The sequence below is a fragment of the Enterocloster aldenensis genome, assembly GCF_003434055.1.
Classification (GTDB): Bacteria; Bacillota; Clostridia; order Lachnospirales; family Lachnospiraceae; genus Enterocloster; species Enterocloster aldenensis.
Genome location: NZ_QVEX01000002.1, coordinates 76,547 through 92,741, shown reverse-complemented (window position 1 = coordinate 92,741; position 16,195 = coordinate 76,547). Strand labels below are relative to the sequence as shown.

The following is a 16,195-nucleotide window of genomic DNA, read 5'->3' as shown; positions in this document are numbered from 1 at the left end:
GGGTGAAGGTTCCGTCTGCTCCCATATATGGATATGCGGTCCGCTTATTCCCAGCGGGCCGCATATTTATTCAGCATAAATGCAGGATAGTAGGATTCCTTGGCCTTTCTCAGGTTCCCCATCCCCATATCTTCCTCGCGGTTGATATAACGCAGTCCGGGGTAGGCCTTAAGCAGGTGGCGGACAAACTCACGGTTAATCATCTGGTATGTGCCGTGGACCGTGATATCGGCTTTTTCGAACCGCACATCAAATCCATGCCTGCCCACCGGCTCCCCAAAGGTAAATGCCAGAAGCCGGTCACCGGCATAGAGGACGCCGCCTGTAAGTCCCAGGGCATCATAATGCCTGAAGGCTCTGAGGATGGCTTCTTTTTCCGCTTCCGGCATACCGCTTTCAAGTCCTTCATGATTATCTTCCCAGCTTTGCAGCAGTGCAAGGCAGGCCTCTATGTGTTCCTGCCCCAGCACTTCAAAATGCCAGTCCGGACATTCCTGCTCAAAGCGGTTGCAGTGGTTCCGTTTATTGTGCAGCTTTTTCCCGCCAAGACTGGCAAGGGTTCCGGCCTCATAGATATAATCCGCGCTGTCCCGCAGCTCCTCAAATTGGAACTGCGCGGGGAATTCAGCCAGGAGGCACTGCTTCTGTGCTTCGGTCACGCCTTTGATTAAGAGAGGCTGCCCCAGCTGTTCTGCCAGCCGCTTCATATGGGTGACCGCAGGCTTCAGGGTATTGCTGCCGGCCGGATAGGAGAAGAACAGGCCATCCTCTGTACGGTACTTTGCAATCATCCGGTCACCTGCATCCGCTACAGTCATCCCATAGGCCCTGCCCCAGAGATAGAATGTGCCAAAGCATCCGTCGGATGCCAGGCTGTCCTCAGCCGCAAGGATTGGGGCCATCCATGAACGGTCCCTGATGGAAAGTTCCCTGAATGTAAGGGGGGTGCTGTGGAGGATGCTTGGGGCATTGCCGTCCCAATCCATGGACAGGGCCGTATTTCCTGAAACCTGATAGCTGCCGGTCTTTGCACAGCATTGGCTGACACAAGGGCAGCCCTGTTTTTTAGTGCATGTTTTATCCATTATCTGATTACGCTCCGTCATTGACTTTTCTTTTTAGACATATTATAATTTTAACAGTATCACTATAAAATACAAGTACGAACATCAAGGTGCGGTACTAACATAAAAGTATAGTACTTACCTGAAGGAGAGTGTACTATGGGAAAATGCTCCATATCACAGGCCAACCTTGGAGAGACCGGATTCAGCTATACCCTGTCCCTGATCAATGGCAAATATAAGATGACGATTCTCTACACCCTTATGGAATTTGGGGTGGTGCGGTTCAATGAGATGAAAAAGTACATTGGGGAAATCTCATATAAGACGCTCAGCGTCACGCTGAAGGAACTGGAGAGCGACCAGCTGGTGCACCGCGAAGAATATCCCCAGATACCGCCCAAGGTGGAATACAGCCTGACAGAACGGGGCAAATCACTGATTCCCATCCTGGACATGATGTGCGAGTGGGGGGAGAAGCACCGCCTGCCTTCCAGGAGGACGCAGAAAAAGGTTGACATTTGAGACAATACCGAATAAACTGATGATACGGATATCAGAAGTTTTAATATGATATGACTACAACAGGGAGCTTGTGAAGCAGGCTGAGAGGAAGTAATCGAACTTCGACCTATTATACCTGATTTGGATAATGCCAACGTAGGGAAAATATGGAAATACATCAACCGTGCATCAGACTGCGCGGCAGATGCAGCGCATGAGTTTATTCATGGTCCATTCCTTGACGGAGCGGGCCATTTTTATTTACCAAAAAAGATGAGGAGGAAAAACATGGACTACACAACACAGATGGATGCGGCCAGAAAGGGAATCCTGACAAAGGAGCTGGGAAAGGTGGCTGCAAAGGAACAGTTTGAACCAACAGAACTGATGAGGCTGGTGGCGGAAGGGAAGGTGGCCATTCCTGCCAACAGAAAGCATGGATGCCTTGAACCAAACGGAATCGGCTCCATGCTGAAAACAAAGATTAATGTTAACCTGGGGACGTCCAGGGACTGTAAGGACCTGAATATGGAACTGCACAAGGTAAATGACGCGGTCCGTATGGGAGTGGAATCCATCATGGACCTAAGCTCCTTTGGGGACACCCGTACCTTCAGGAAGATGCTGACCCGTGAATGCCCGGCCATCATAGGCACGGTTCCCATTTACGACGCCGTGGTGTATTATCACAAGCCGCTAAAGGATATCACCTCCCGTGAATGGATTGATATCGTGAAAATGCATGCGGAGGACGGGGTGGATTTCCAGACCATCCATGTGGGCATAAACAGGCGGACCGCGCAGCGGTTTAAACAGGCCAAGCGGCTTACCAATATTGTTTCCAGGGGCGGTTCCATCATATTTGCATGGATGGAGATGACAGGGCAGGAGAACCCGTTTTATGAACATTTTGATGAGATACTTGACATCTGCCAGGAGTATGATGTGACATTGAGCCTGGGGGACGCATGCCGCCCCGGATGTATTGAGGACGCTTCGGACATTTCCCAGATAGAGGAGCTGGTGACATTGGGGGAGCTTACCCAGAGGGCATGGGATAAGAATGTCCAGGTCATCATCGAAGGCCCGGGTCACATGCCCTTAAACCAGATTGAGGCCAATATGAAGATACAGCAGACCATCTGCAAGGGCGCGCCCTTTTATGTCCTGGGGCCGCTGGTAACGGATATTGCGCCGGGATACGACCATATAACTGCCGCCATCGGAGGGGCATTGGCTGCTGCCAGCGGGGCCTCCTTCCTCTGCTACGTGACCCCGGCAGAACATCTGCGGCTGCCGGACCTGGAGGATGTGAAAGAGGGAATCATGGCATCCAGGATCGCGGCCCATGCAGCAGATATTGCAAAGGGCGTCAAAGGAGCCTCCCGGTGGGACCATGAGATGAGCACTGCCCGTAAGAACCTGGATTGGGAGCGCATGTTCCAGCTCTCCATTGACCCGGAAAAGGCCAGGAGGTACCGGGCGTCCGCAAAGCCGGAAAAGGAGGATACCTGCTCCATGTGCGGCAATTTCTGCGCGGTTAAGAATATGAACCGGATACTGAGCGGGGAGATTGTCAGCATATTTGATGAATGACAGGAGGATTTGAAATGCCAGCCTTCCAGGCACTGTAAATTTTCCATAAAATTGATTGGAAATAGGGCTTGACATTGTAAGAATTATTATATAGAATAAAAACCAGAGAAAAACTTAGAAAAGAAAACTTATGTGACTAGGGAGTCACGAAGTGAGTATGTTACTGGTATGCAGGCAGAACTCAGATTACACTGAAAATTTTTATTTTCCGTGTAGTTTGAGTTTTTTTTTCTGGAAAGGAGGATTTGTTGTGAAGATAAGTCAGATTTTAAATAACAATGTTGCAGTGGTGAAAAAAGGGGGCAGTGAACTGATTGTTTACTCCAAAGGCATATCATTCAGAAAAAAGGCCGGCCAATCCATAGGAGAAGATGAGATTGAGAAAACATATGTATTAGACTCCAATGACATGCTGGAGCATTTCAGCTACCTGCTTGCCAATACGGATGAAGAATATCTGAACATTGTCAATGATGTCATTGCATCCGGAGAACAGCTGCTGGGGCAGAAGGCTAATGATTATTTATATCTGACCTTATTGGATCATATTGACTTTGCACTGAAACGGGCGGGAAAAGGCCAGTTCATCCGCAGCCCCCTGACCTGGGAGGTAAAGAAATTCTACCCCGGGCATTTCCAGGTCGGCCTGCATGCGCTGAAGCTGTTAAAGGAACGGTTCCATGTGGAGTTCCCTGAGGATGAGGCGGTGTCCATCGCCCTCCATTTTGTGAACCTGCAGTCCGAGGGAAAGGACCTTAAGGAGACCATAGAGGCCATGCAGGTGCTTAAGGACATCCTGTCCATCATCCAGTACCACTATAACATACGTCTGGATGAGTCGTCCGTGAACTATATGCGCCTTATCACCCATCTGCAGTATTTCATACAGCGCCTGCAGGCCGGACAGGTATTTGAGGACAATGACAAGGCGCTGAACTCCCAGGTCAGGATGCTGTATCCCGCCGCGTATGGGTGTGCCGGGAAAATCCGGGCATATGTGAAGGAAACATTTAAAATGGAACTTACAATTGATGAAGAAACATATCTGATCCTGCATATACACAGGGTTACCAACCGTATGGAAAAGAAGGAGTAAGAGTGATGAAATATCAGACATTGAATGAAAATATCATCCGCCTGGTGGGCGGCAGGGATAACATCAGCGCCGTGGTGCACTGCATGACAAGGCTCCGTTTTACGCTGAAGGACAGGAGCAAGGCGCAGACCGAAGAGATTAAAGCCATGGATGGGATCATTGACGTGGTTTCCAATGACGTGGCATACCAGATCATCATCGGCACCCATGTTTCAGAGGTGCATGAGGAGCTGGTTTCCATGCTGGGAATCAGCGGCCAGGCGCCGGATTCACGGACCGGGGGCAGGAAGAACCCGTTTAAGGCAGCTCTTGACCTGGTGTCGGAATCCATGACCCCGTTGCTGGAGCCTATTATCGCGGCAGGCATGCTGGCCGGGCTTTTGTCCCTGGTATCCCTGACCGGGCTGGTGTCGGCGGACAGCCCCACCTATATTGTGCTGGATTCCATCCGGGGGGCCGTGTTCTTCTTCCTTCCCGTATTCATGGCCATGGCCTGCGCCAAGCGGCTGAATGCCAGCCCTTATCTTGCAGTGGCATTGGCGGCAACCCTGCTGTCATCTTCCATAAACGGGGTGGAAGGCCTTAGCGTGTTTGGAATCCCGCTTCCGGCCATAACCTATTCCAGTTCCTTTATCCCAATCCTGCTGGCAGTATGGTTCATGGGATATGTGCAGGCGATTTTAAAGAAAATCATACCGAACCTTCTGCAGTATTTCCTGATTCCGGTATTTACACTGGTGATAACCCTGCCTGTTACCCTGATGTTCTTTGGTCCCATCGGAACCTGGATTGGCGAAGGAATCAGCTTTGTGTGCACCTTCCTGGCCAATACACTGGGCAACTGGAGCGTGGTGGCTTTTTACGCGGCCATCCAGCCCTTCCTGATCATGATGGGTGCGGGAAACTTCATCATGCCGGTTGTCATGGCATTCCTGGCGGAAATGGGGTATGACCCCTTGTTCCTGGCAGCCTGCACCATCTCTGATATCGCGGTGGGAGGAGCCATGTTCGGATACTTCCTCCGTTCCAAGGACCCAAGACAGAAGGAACTGTTCGGAACCGTAAGCTTCTCTGCAATCCTGGGCTGCACGGAACCGGCCGTGTTCGGCGCTTTCGTAAAATACCGCCGTCCGTTCCTGGCCGTCATAATCGGCGGCGGCCTGGGAGGCCTGTTTGCAGGCCTGATGGAGGTTAAGACCTACACCATGGCCTGGGGCCTGGCAGGACTTCCTTCCTATATCGGCGTCAATGATTTCAATAACTTCTATTATATGATAGCTGCGGTTATCATTGGATTCGTGGCAGCGGCCATTGCAGGTTTCATCCTTTGCGTGCCAGAGGGGGAGACCCAGGACACAAGAAGGCCCTTGTTCCGGTTTGGGAAGGCCCGCTTGGCGCAGGCGGCCGGCATGGGCACGGATGGTTTTGGTGCGGCAGGAGCCGGTGCGGACGGTTCTGGCGCAGAGGGGTCTAAAGCAGAGGGTTCCGACGCCGGTGATACGGACGTAAAAACCGCGGAAAACAAAAACCTTCACAAAGAGTGTTTAAGCGCTGTGGCAAAAGGCCAGGTGGTCCAACTGTCCCAGGTAAAGGACATGGCATTTTCCAGCGGGGCCATGGGAAAGGGGATTGCCATAAAACCGGCCTGCAATCAGGTCCATGCGCCGGTAAGCGGCCAGGTGGCATGCCTGTTCCCGACCAAACATGCCATTGGAATCAAAACCGATTCCGGCGTGGAGCTGCTGATCCATATCGGCATTGACACGGTCCAGCTGGACGGTAAGTATTTTACGGCCCACATTGAACAGGGACAGCGCGTGGAGCGGGGACAGCTGCTGGTGGAAGCGGATATGAAAGCCATTGAGGCGGAAGGTTATGATACCACCATCATGGTCATCATCACCAATACGGCCCAGTTCCTGGATGTGATCCCGGCTGTATGTGAAACCATCCGTTTAGATGAAGAATGCCTGAGCGTTGTATTTTAAAAGACAGAAAGAGGAGCAGATAAGGATGAGGGAAGACTTTTTATGGGGCGGCAGCATTGCTGCCCACCAGTGTGAGGGAGCATGGCGTGAGGGCGGTAAGGGAACCGCAATCATGGACCTGGTGACCAGCGGCTCCCATGAAGTGCCAAGGGAAATCTGTAAGGAAATTGAGGACGGAAAATATTATCCATCCCACAAGGGGATTGACTTTTACCACCGTTACAGGGAGGACATCGGGCTGTTTGCGCAGATGGGCTTTAAGGCCCTGCGCATTTCCGTGGACTGGTCCAGGATTTATCCCCTGGGGGATGAAGAAACACCCAATGAGGAAGGCATCCGCTATTACACGGATGTGGTGGATGAATTACGCCGCCATGGGATTGAGCCAATCATTACCCTGTACCATTTTGAACTGCCCTATCACCTGGTGACGGAGTATGGCTCCTGGACCAACAGGAAGGTCATTGATTTTTATCTCAGGTACTGCGGCACCATGTTTAAGGCCCTGAAGGGAAAAGTAAGGTACTGGGTCACCTTCAATGAGATGAACCATATTGACCCTGCCACCCAGGCTTCAGATATATTCACTTACATGATAGCAGGACTGAAGTTCTCGGAAATGGAGGATCCGGCCAGGACACTGGCCACCGTAGGCTATAATATGACGGTGGCCGGCGTAAAGGCGGTGGAGCTGGGGCACAGGATAGACCCGGAAAACCAGATTGGATGTGTATTCGGACTTCAGCCCGTGTATGCCTATGACTGCAGGCCGGGGAACGCGTTCCGGGCATTTCAGGAGATGTACCGTGATTTTTATCAGGCGGACGCCATGTGCATGGGGTGTTTCCCCAGGTATAAGCGGAAGGAATATGAGAAAATGGGCATTTTTTTAGACGGTGTGGAGGAGGACGCGGAAAGCTTTAAGAATGGCGTCATTGATTTCATCGGCGTTAACTATTACTCATCCAGTGTTGGCCACCATGATGGGGAAGACGGGGAGGAAACCTTGTTCGGGGGCATCCAGAACCCTTATCTAAAGCAGAGCAGATGGGGCTGGGCCATTGACCCGGAAGGCCTTCGCTATCTCCTGAACGCAGTGTACCGCAAATACGGGAAGCCCCTGATTGTGACTGAGAATGGCCTGGGCGCAGTGGATACACTTAAGGAAGATGGGACCGTGGATGACAGCTACCGGATTGAGTATCTGAGGCTCCACCTGGAACAGCTTAAGCTGGCCGTGGAGGAGGACGACGTGGAATGCTTCGGATATCTGATGTGGGGCCCCATTGACCTGGTTTCCGCCACCACAGGGGAGATGAAGAAACGCTATGGCTTCATCTATGTGGACCAGGATGATGACGGAAGCGGAAGCGGGACGCGCCATGCCAAGGAATCCTTTTACTGGTTTAAGGAAACCATTGGATCCAACGGAGGAAATCTTTCAAAGCCTGGTTGTCATTGCGGATGAGGAGGCGCCTGACTGCCGGATAAAATCGGTTCGTTTGAAAAACCATGGAATAGTGAACGGGTTCCTGCCTTTGTCTGGCGGGAACCCGTTCTGCCGTGGCGCATCCGTATCAGAGTAAGCCTCCGTACTGCAGGAACAGCGGGGCAAATACAAGGGATACAATGGTCATAAGTTTAATCAGAATGTTGATGGAAGGTCCTGAGGTGTCCTTAAAGGGATCGCCTACCGTATCGCCAACCACGGCTGCCTTGTGGGCCGTGCTGCCTTTTCCGCCATGGTTGCCTTCCTCGATGTATTTTTTTGCATTATCCCAGGCGCCGCCTGAGTTGGACATGAAGATTGCCATCAGGACACCGGTCACAAGGGCGCCGGTAAGCAGGCCGCCAAGGGCGTCCGGGCCAAGAATCAGTCCGGTGGCCAGGGGCGCCAGCACTGCCATGAGACCGGGCAGGAACATTTCCTTTAAGGCCGCGTTGGTGGAGATGGATACGCAGGAAGCGTAATCCGGCCTGGATGTCCCTTTCAGGATTCCTGAATCCTCCCTGAACTGACGGCGTACTTCTTCAATCATCTGATGGGCTGCCTTGGAAACAGACTCCATGGTCATGGCAGAGAAAAGGAAGGTGAGCATGCCTCCGATGAACAGGCCGATGATGACATGGGCGTTCAGGATATCAATGGTGCTAAGCTTTACTGCCTCCGCATAGGACACAAACAGGGCCAGGGCGGTCAGTGCGGCGGAGCCGATGGCAAAGCCCTTGCCGATGGCAGCAGTGGTGTTGCCCACGGAATCCAGCTTATCGGTGATTTCACGCACGGATTTGTCCAGGCCGGCCATTTCCGCAATCCCGCCCGCATTGTCAGCAATGGGGCCGTAGGCGTCAATGGCAACCGTGATCCCGGTGGTGGAAAGCATTCCCACAGCTGCCAGGGCAATTCCGTAAAGTCCCATAAGCCGGTTGGATATAAGGATGCCGATACATACCAGAAGGATGGGGATGGCCGTTGACTGCATGCCTACTGCAAGGCCGCTGATGATGGTGGTGGCTGAGCCGGTTTCGGACTGCGCGGCCACCTTTTTTACAAAACGGTAATCGCCGGAGGTGTAGATTTCCGTGACAAATCCGATGATGACGCCTACAAACAGGCCTGTGATAATGGTCAGGGCCGCAAGATAATTGCCGAAAAAGGTGCGGCTGAGGACAAGGGCGCTGATGACCACCAGCGCGGTTGCACTGTATTCCCCGGTTTTTAACGCCTTGTGGGGGTCGGTGTTGCCGATGGCCTTAACCAGCAGCGCGCCTATGATGGAAGCCACGATGCCGGATGCAGAAAGCAGCAGCGGGAACAGGATGCCGGCTTCCTGATAAAATACAAGCCCAAGGGTCAGGGCAGAGATAAGGGAACCCACATAGGACTCAAACAGATCCGCACCCATGCCTGCCACATCCCCTACGTTGTCGCCTACATTGTCAGCAATGACAGCCGGGTTGCGGGGGTCGTCCTCAGGGATGCCTGCCTCTACCTTACCCACCAGGTCAGCGCCCACGTCGGCTGCCTTTGTATAGATACCCCCGCCCACACGGGCAAACAGGGCAATGGAGGACGCGCCCAGGCTGAAGCCGGACAGGACGGACACATCCCTGGTGATGATATAAAGCGCGCCCACGCCCATCAGGCCAAGGCCAACCACGGCCATACCCATGACACTGCCGCCGGAAAATGCAAGGGACAGGGCCTGGCGCATACCGGAGGTACGGGCCGCGTTGGCGGTGCGGCAGTTGGCGCGGATAGCCGCGCTCATGCCCAGATAACCGGCAGTGGTGGAGAAAATACTTCCAACCAGGAAACATCCGGCGGTTACCCAGCTGCGGGTCCCAAGCCCGATTACAACAAATAATATGGCAACAAAGACAATAAGTATACGGTATTCAGATGTGAGGAAGGCTCTTGCGCCTTCTGCGATTGCATCTGCAATCTCCCTCATTTTGTCATTGCCCGGGTCCTGTCTGATTACATAAAGCCTTAGAAAGACAGCAAACAACAGGCCTGCAAGACCTACCAATGGGACTAAAAATAACATTTGTTTCATAATACCCTCCTGATTTTTGTTGATATTGTAGATTGCCTCTCCATGAATTGTAACAAATATAGTAGAAATTATCAACAAAAACTTTTAGAATATCTAAAAAATATTGCAAACGGAAATATATTACAAAATATTCTTTTCAAATTGGATATTGCTGTAAATGTAATTTGGGTATATGATAGAACATAAAAGGAACGCAAAAATGGGAAACGGCAGGTGGGGACAGTGAGGTGGAATATAGCTCCTGAATCAATATCATTAGTTATCCTGGGAATCATATGGGTATATTCACGGAAAGGAAGCCATCTTCCAAGTCTTAAGAACCGGATGTTCCAGGGCTGTCTTACCGTAACCTTTGCAGCCATGACGAGCAACATCCTTTCCACGTTCATGCTCTACCACTATGTCCGGGTGCCGGTACTGATGACCTGGGCTGTTACCACTGTTTATTTTATCCTGACCCCGCTCATGGGTCTGGTGTATTATCTTTATGTTGTGTCCATTATCTATGAGGAGAGGCCGCAGCTAAAACCCATGGTCCTGGCAGGGGTCATACCGGCAGTGTTCTATGCAGGACTGGTCCTGTCAAACCCCTTTAACAGGTGTATGTTCGATATAATTGAGGGGGATTATGTGCAGGGGAGCTGCATTTTCCTTACATACTTTGTCTTTTATGCCTATTGCCTGGGCTGCATCCTGGTGGCTGTCAGGAACAGGATTTATATTGACAGGCAGATTTATCATATACTGGCCGCATTTCCGGTCCTGGCCGTGCTGGTCATCCTGTTCCAGCAGTTCTATCCTGAAATCATCCTTTCAGGTTCAGCCGCAACCTGCGCCCTGCTCATCATTTACCTCCATCTGCAGAACCGCCAGATTTCCCTGGATTATCTGACCAATGTACCCAACCGTCAGGAACTTCTCAATATGCTGGACCTGATGTTAAAAAAGCATCCGGAGAAAGATTTTGTGCTTATGGTTGTCTCCATCCGGGATTTCCGCCAGGTCAACAATGTATGCGGACAGCACGGAGGGGATGAGTTCCTGAAGGAAGTGTGCGGGTTCCTGTGCGGGATTGGGCCCCGGGGCAATGTGTACCGCTTCAGCGGTGATGAGTTTGCGCTTTTGTTTGCCGATGACAAGGAGGGGGTTGACAGCCGTGTGTCCAAATGTGTGGAGGATATACAGGCCCGCATGGCACTGCCCTGGCAGAACAGGGATTATCAATTCATCCTTCCTGCGGTCATTGGGATCATCCGGCGCTCCGGGTATGTGAATACCCTGGAATCAGCGGTCAGCGCCATTGAATATGCGGTGTACCAGGCAAAGACAGGGTGGTACGGCCAGGTACTCTACTGTGACCAGGAGATGCTTGGCAAGCTGGAGCGCAGGAAGCAGATCATCCAGGTATTAAAGGAGCAGCTGTCTGAAAAAAAGGTAGAGCTGTACTATCAGCCCATTTATTCCGTGGATACCGGGGACTTCAGGTTTGCCGAATCCCTGATGCGGATGAACCATACGCCGATCGGCCCTGTTTATCCGTCTGAATTCATTCCCATTGCAGAGGAGACAGGCCTTATCATTGACCTTACCTATGTGATCCTGGAGACGGTGTGCAGGTATATTAACCATCTGTTGGAAAAGGGAATCCCCATAGAAGCCATCCATGTCAACTTTTCCGCCATCCAGTTCTCACAGCCGGATCTGGCGCAAAAGGTGCTGGACATCATAAAACGCAATGGGACGCCCATGGGTGCTGTGAAGATTGAGTTTACGGAAAGCACCCTGGCGGAGAATCCGCAGGTGGTGACGGATTTTGCCATAGAGATGAAGAAACATGGAATCAGGATGGGGCTGGATGATTTTGGGACCGGTTATTCCAATATTGCAACGGTAATCCGCATTCCCTTTGGCACGGTCAAGCTGGACAAGAGTTTTGTCCAGGCATCCATGGACAACAGGAAATCCGAATTGACCATGAGACACATGGTCCATGCCTTTAATGATCTGGGCATGTCGGTTGTGGCAGAGGGCGTGGAGACAGAAGAGCAGAAGCAGATGGTCATTGATTTGGGCGTGGAGCAGATCCAGGGGTATTATTATTCAAAGCCGCTGCCCGGGGACGAGATGGAGGGGTTCCTAAAGGCAGCAGTAAAATAAAAGCAGAAATATAAAAGCAGCCAGGAAATTCCTTAAAAACAGGATGTTCCTGGCTGTCTTCTGTAAAATGCCTTACATGCGTTACGCTTGGCAGTCGTCATTCTTTAATAATCTCATACTTTGTAATATCCGGGTGAAAGGTGTCCTTGTCCGTGTCCCATGCCCCGGTTGGGCCAAGCCAGTAATAAAAATCAAGCTCGGTTGACTTGATATAGCAGTTGGTCTGTACATATCCGTCATAGTTAAAATAATACCACTTATTATCGATGCACCGCCATGTGTTGGTGGGATATGCATTGTTCTTATAGACGTAGCGGCGTCCAATCCGGTCCCTCTTCCATGTCCCGTTATCAAAATACCAGGCATCTTCCTTGGTGACGGTATATGGCTCTGACCGCTCAGACCAGGGGCCTGCCTGTGATTTGTATGTGCCGTATGCCCTGACGCAGAATGTATAGTCACCTTCCATATTGATGTAGGAACGGAAATCAAAGCGGTCATGTTTGGCCTTGACCGTTGACATCAGGCGGTTGTTCCGGTAAAGCTGGACTTCATAGCTTTTGGAACCCTCCACCTCGTCCCACACAGCGTTGCTGTTGCTCCAGCTAACGGCAGTGGAAGCCGGGAGCATGCTGTCCAGGGTGGGGAATGTAACCTGAAGCACAAGTGAGTTGCCGTCAGAATCCATGGTGGCCTTTTTAAACTGCGCTCCGCATCCAAAGAGGGAAAAATACTTCCTGCTGTTACTTGTAAAACGGTAACCGCTCTTGGCAGATAATGCTACTTCCACAACCGGACGTTCACCGAAAACCCACGTATCATCTCTTTTATAATAGGAAGTCCCTTCCACTGTAAACTGTCTGCTGGTGGTATTGGCATAGACCTCTCCTACCAGGTCTCCGGCTTTGGGCACCTTATCCCAGGAAAAGGATAAGGGAACAGAAGTAATAAGGGTTTCTTCGCCATAAGCCGGTATGAAGATGCCCAAGGACAGGATGGCTGTGAGAAAGACCAGTAAAAATGTCCTTTTTTTCATGGCATTTACCTCCTTCTTACGAGTTATTATCATTGTACTGTAAAATGGGGGAAATGTCCAAGATATTCATTGAAAATTAAGAATTGGATGGAATCTGGCCCGCAATATTGTGCGGGACTGCACGGTCAGTTAGAGGATGCAGCAAGAATTACATGAGAGCAGAGGGAAAATAAAAAATATATAAAAATTCTGTTGCTTTTTTGTGAAGTTGTAGTTATAATGAAATTAATAAATCATCAGTGATGATTTAAAAAACAGTAGAGGAAGGGGAAATGTGTAAATGGATTATCTCAGCATTGCAAACAGTGGTTGGATGTGGTTTGCGGTTGCCATTCCCATGGCAGTCCTGGCAGCGCAGGTTTTTCTGCTCCTTAGGCGGTCATTAAAGGACGGAAAGCGCATGGGTGTGAAAGAGGAACAGATTAAGAGCGCGGTAATTGCCAGTGCGTCGGCTTCAGTGGGGCCTTCCGTGTCCATCCTGGCGGGAATGGTATCCCTGATGGTCATGATGGGCGCGCCGATTGCATGGATGCGTCTGTCCTACATCGGAGCGGTCATGTTTGAGATGACTTCCGCGGATGTAGGCGCCCAGGCTGTGGGAGTGGCCTTTGAACAGTCCTCCATGACGGCAGAAGCCTTTGCCAATGGCGTATGGGCCATGGTCCTGGGCAGCGTTGGATGGATTATTGTGTCAGGCCTGTTTACACACAAGATTGACGGGCTTCGGACCAGGATGGCCGGGGGCAATCCGAAGGCATTGCCAATCATCACTGCTGCGGCGACACTGGGATGTTACTGCAGCCTGACCTTCAACAAAATGTACCCGGTGGATATGAGCAATAAGTCCATCTTTGCGGTCCTGGGCGGGGCTCTGACCATATGGCTGCTCACTGCCTGGAACAAAAAACGCAAAGCCAAATGGGTATCCAACTGGAGCGCCACCATTGCCATGATTGTGGGTGTGCTTTTTGCCTGCATCTTTTAACGGGAGGGAACAGGAATGAATGATAATCAGAATCTGACTATCCAGCAGGTATATGACAAGGAATATATTCCTTACTGTATTAAATGGGGCCGCCTTACCAGTCTGGTCGGCGTCGTGGTCAGCTTTGCACCGCTGGTGATCCTGGCAGTGGTGTTTAAGATCATGCCCCCTTTGAATGCAATCCTTGCCGCTGCCACCATCCGTATCAGCGCATGCCTGGTATATTACTTTATTGAACCGATTTCCTTCCAACCCGTGCTGGGGATTCCGGGAACCTATATGGCTTTCCTGTCCGGCAATCTCTCCAACCTGCGCGTCCCCTGTTCCTCTGTGGCGCAGAAGGCGGCAGGGGTGGAGGAGGGCACGCCGGAGGGCGCTGTTTTTTCCACCATAGGCGTAGCCGTATCCATTGTGGTGAACCTGGCTATCCTGACAATCGGCGTGCTGCTGGGCGTCCAGATCATCAGCCTGATCCCGGCTTCCTTTGTAAGCGCCCTGACCTTCCTGGTACCGGCCCTTTATGGCGCCATGCTGATGCAGATGGTACTCTACACTCCTAAAATCGCCCTTATTTCCGTTCCTTTGGGTATCATCACGCTGATAATCAGCAAGACCGGCCTGTTTGACAGTTCGGTGGCAATCCTTATCAGTGTGTTTGGTTCCATCTTTATCGGACGTCTTTTAATGAAAACGGGGTGGTTAGATGATTAGGGAAAATGAACAGGCCTGCCTTGCTTCGGTGGATGACCGCGAAGATGCCCTTGTGGATCTTTCCCGGCGGATTTGGGAGTACGCGGAGCCAGGCCTTAAAGAAGTGGAATCCTCCAGGGCCATCGCTGATTTCCTCCGTGACGAGGGATTCCGGGTACAGCTTGGCGTGGGGGAACTGCCAACGGCTATCTGTGCGGAGTATGGTTCGGGCGGCCCAGTCATTGCCTATTTAGGGGAATATGACTCCCTGCCCAGGCTGAACCAGGTGGTTGCCGCACACAAGGAACTAAAGTATGCGGATGAGCCGGAGCAGCCCGGCCATGGCTGCGGCCATAATAATCTGGGGGTAGGCGCGGCAGGCGCGGCGCTGCTGCTTAAGGATGCAATCCAGTCAGGCAGGGTGAAGGGGACGGTCCGCTTTTATGGCTGTCCTGCCGAGGAAACCCTGGTAGGGAAAGTGTTCATGGTGCGGGACGGTGCGTTTAAGGATGTGGATTGTGCCATGACCTGGCATTCCCATGCCTACAACGGAGCCTGGGGCGCGTGTTATACCTGTATGAATTCCGTGAAGTTCCATTTCCACGGTAAGGCGGCCCACGCAGCAGGACATCCGTTTGACGGCAGAAGCGCCCTGGATGCGGTGGAGCTGATGAATGTGTCCGCCAATTATATGAGGGAGCATGTGATACCGGATGTGAGGCTCCACTACACTACCATCTGCGACTGTGTTCCAAACGTGGTGCCTGACGAGTGTACGGTATGGTATTATATCCGGGCGCCCAAACGGGAGGACGTGGATTACGTATACCGCTGGCTGTGTGACTGTGCAAAGGGCGCGGCCCTTATGACCCAGACAACCTTTGATATTGAATTTTTAACCGGCTGCAGCAATGTGATGCCAAACGATGTGCTGGAAAAGGTCATGCTGTCCGCTTACAAGGATGTAGGTGCGCCAAAGTTCACGGAGGAGGACCATGCCTTTGCCCGGCAGATGGCCCGGACGTACCCGGATGTGCTGGAACGTGACCGCCGGATCATGAAAGAGGAGTATGGCGTGGACGGCGATGACAAATTCCTCTGTGACGTTGTATTTGATAAAGTCATTGAAAACAGGCTGGTGGCTCCTGGTTCCACGGACGTGGGGGATGTGAGCCATGTGGTGCCCACCTATCAGATTTATGTGGCGGGGCAGGGGATTGGATGTCCGGGCCATTCCTGGCAGATGACGGCATACAGCGGACACCACGTGGGTTTTGCCAGCATGCTCTGCGCGGCAAAGGTGCTGGGAGTGTCAGGGCTGCGCCTGCTGGAGGATCCGGAGCTGATCCGGATGGCCTGGGAGAATTTCCATGAGAATCAGCAGGTCCCCTATGTCAGCCCCCTTCCTTTGGACCTTAAGCCTGATTTTACTTAGTATGTGACCAAAATTGAGTTATCCTGGATGCAGGGGGGATGCCTTGCCTATCATGCCTGATAGGCGGGCATTTCTGTCAGTAAC

At 51.7% G+C, this 16,195-nt stretch carries 12 protein-coding genes and 1 riboswitch; of the genes, 9 read left to right on the top strand and 3 right to left on the bottom strand.

The annotated features are described in order from the left end of the window. Positions 1-44: 44 nt before the first annotated feature. Positions 45-1,085, bottom strand: coding sequence for a DUF2156 domain-containing protein (locus DWX59_RS06720; RefSeq protein WP_227115747.1), 1,041 nt, complete (start codon positions 1,083-1,085; stop codon positions 45-47). A 138-nt stretch (positions 1,086-1,223) separates the two neighbouring features. Between DWX59_RS06720 and DWX59_RS06715 the strand changes: the two genes are divergently transcribed. The 5 genes from DWX59_RS06715 (at position 1,224) to DWX59_RS06695 (ending at position 7,716) form a co-directional block, all read left to right on the top strand. Further along, on the top strand, positions 1,224-1,589 hold the full coding sequence (locus DWX59_RS06715) for a winged helix-turn-helix transcriptional regulator (RefSeq protein WP_117557437.1): 366 nt from the start codon (positions 1,224-1,226) through the stop codon (positions 1,587-1,589). Between the two features lie 50 nt (positions 1,590-1,639). Then, positions 1,640-1,748, top strand: a riboswitch (TPP riboswitch). A 108-nt stretch (positions 1,749-1,856) separates the two neighbouring features. Further along, entirely contained in the window at positions 1,857-3,164 is a 1,308-nt protein-coding gene (gene thiC, locus DWX59_RS06710; RefSeq protein ID WP_117557973.1) for a phosphomethylpyrimidine synthase ThiC, read from the top strand. A 250-nt stretch (positions 3,165-3,414) separates the two neighbouring features. After that, on the top strand, positions 3,415-4,260 hold the full coding sequence (gene licT, locus DWX59_RS06705) for a BglG family transcription antiterminator LicT (RefSeq protein WP_117557435.1): 846 nt from the start codon (positions 3,415-3,417) through the stop codon (positions 4,258-4,260). A gap of 5 nt (positions 4,261-4,265) precedes the next feature. Next, complete coding sequence (locus DWX59_RS06700; protein WP_117557433.1) at positions 4,266-6,248, top strand: glucose PTS transporter subunit IIA; 1,983 nt, start codon at positions 4,266-4,268, stop codon at positions 6,246-6,248. A 25-nt stretch (positions 6,249-6,273) separates the two neighbouring features. Continuing rightward, positions 6,274-7,716: a family 1 glycosylhydrolase gene (locus DWX59_RS06695; protein ID WP_117557431.1), complete on the top strand. Its 1,443-nt coding sequence runs from the start codon at positions 6,274-6,276 to the stop codon at positions 7,714-7,716. Positions 7,717-7,825: 109 nt separating this feature from the next. Here the strand turns inward: DWX59_RS06695 and DWX59_RS06690 are convergent, their stop codons facing one another. Continuing rightward, a complete protein-coding gene (locus tag DWX59_RS06690; protein WP_117557429.1) occupies positions 7,826-9,808 on the bottom strand; it encodes a sodium-translocating pyrophosphatase in 1,983 nt (660 codons plus the stop codon). A 222-nt stretch (positions 9,809-10,030) separates the two neighbouring features. Here DWX59_RS06690 and DWX59_RS06685 point away from each other — a divergent pair, with 222 nt between their 5' ends. Next, positions 10,031-11,965, top strand: a complete 1,935-nt coding sequence (locus DWX59_RS06685) for an EAL domain-containing protein (RefSeq protein WP_117557427.1) — start codon at positions 10,031-10,033, stop codon at positions 11,963-11,965. Positions 11,966-12,062: 97 nt separating this feature from the next. Here DWX59_RS06685 and DWX59_RS06680 read toward each other — a convergent pair whose 3' ends face one another. Next, entirely contained in the window at positions 12,063-13,001 is a 939-nt protein-coding gene (locus tag DWX59_RS06680) for a hypothetical protein (protein ID WP_117557425.1), read from the bottom strand. Between the two features lie 280 nt (positions 13,002-13,281). On the opposite strand from DWX59_RS06680, the gene DWX59_RS06675 reads away from it, so the two are divergent. From DWX59_RS06675 to DWX59_RS06665, 3 genes are read left to right on the top strand one after another with little or no spacing between them, the layout of a single operon-like run. Further along, positions 13,282-13,986, top strand: coding sequence for a DUF5058 family protein (locus DWX59_RS06675; protein WP_117557423.1), 705 nt, complete (start codon positions 13,282-13,284; stop codon positions 13,984-13,986). A 15-nt stretch (positions 13,987-14,001) separates the two neighbouring features. Beyond that, complete coding sequence (locus DWX59_RS06670) at positions 14,002-14,697, top strand: hypothetical protein (protein ID WP_117557421.1); 696 nt, start codon at positions 14,002-14,004, stop codon at positions 14,695-14,697. Then, on the top strand, positions 14,690-16,111 hold the full coding sequence (locus tag DWX59_RS06665) for an amidohydrolase (protein WP_117557419.1): 1,422 nt from the start codon (positions 14,690-14,692) through the stop codon (positions 16,109-16,111). The genes DWX59_RS06670 and DWX59_RS06665 overlap by 8 nt, the downstream gene beginning before the upstream one ends. The last annotated feature ends 84 nt before the right edge of the window (positions 16,112-16,195 follow it).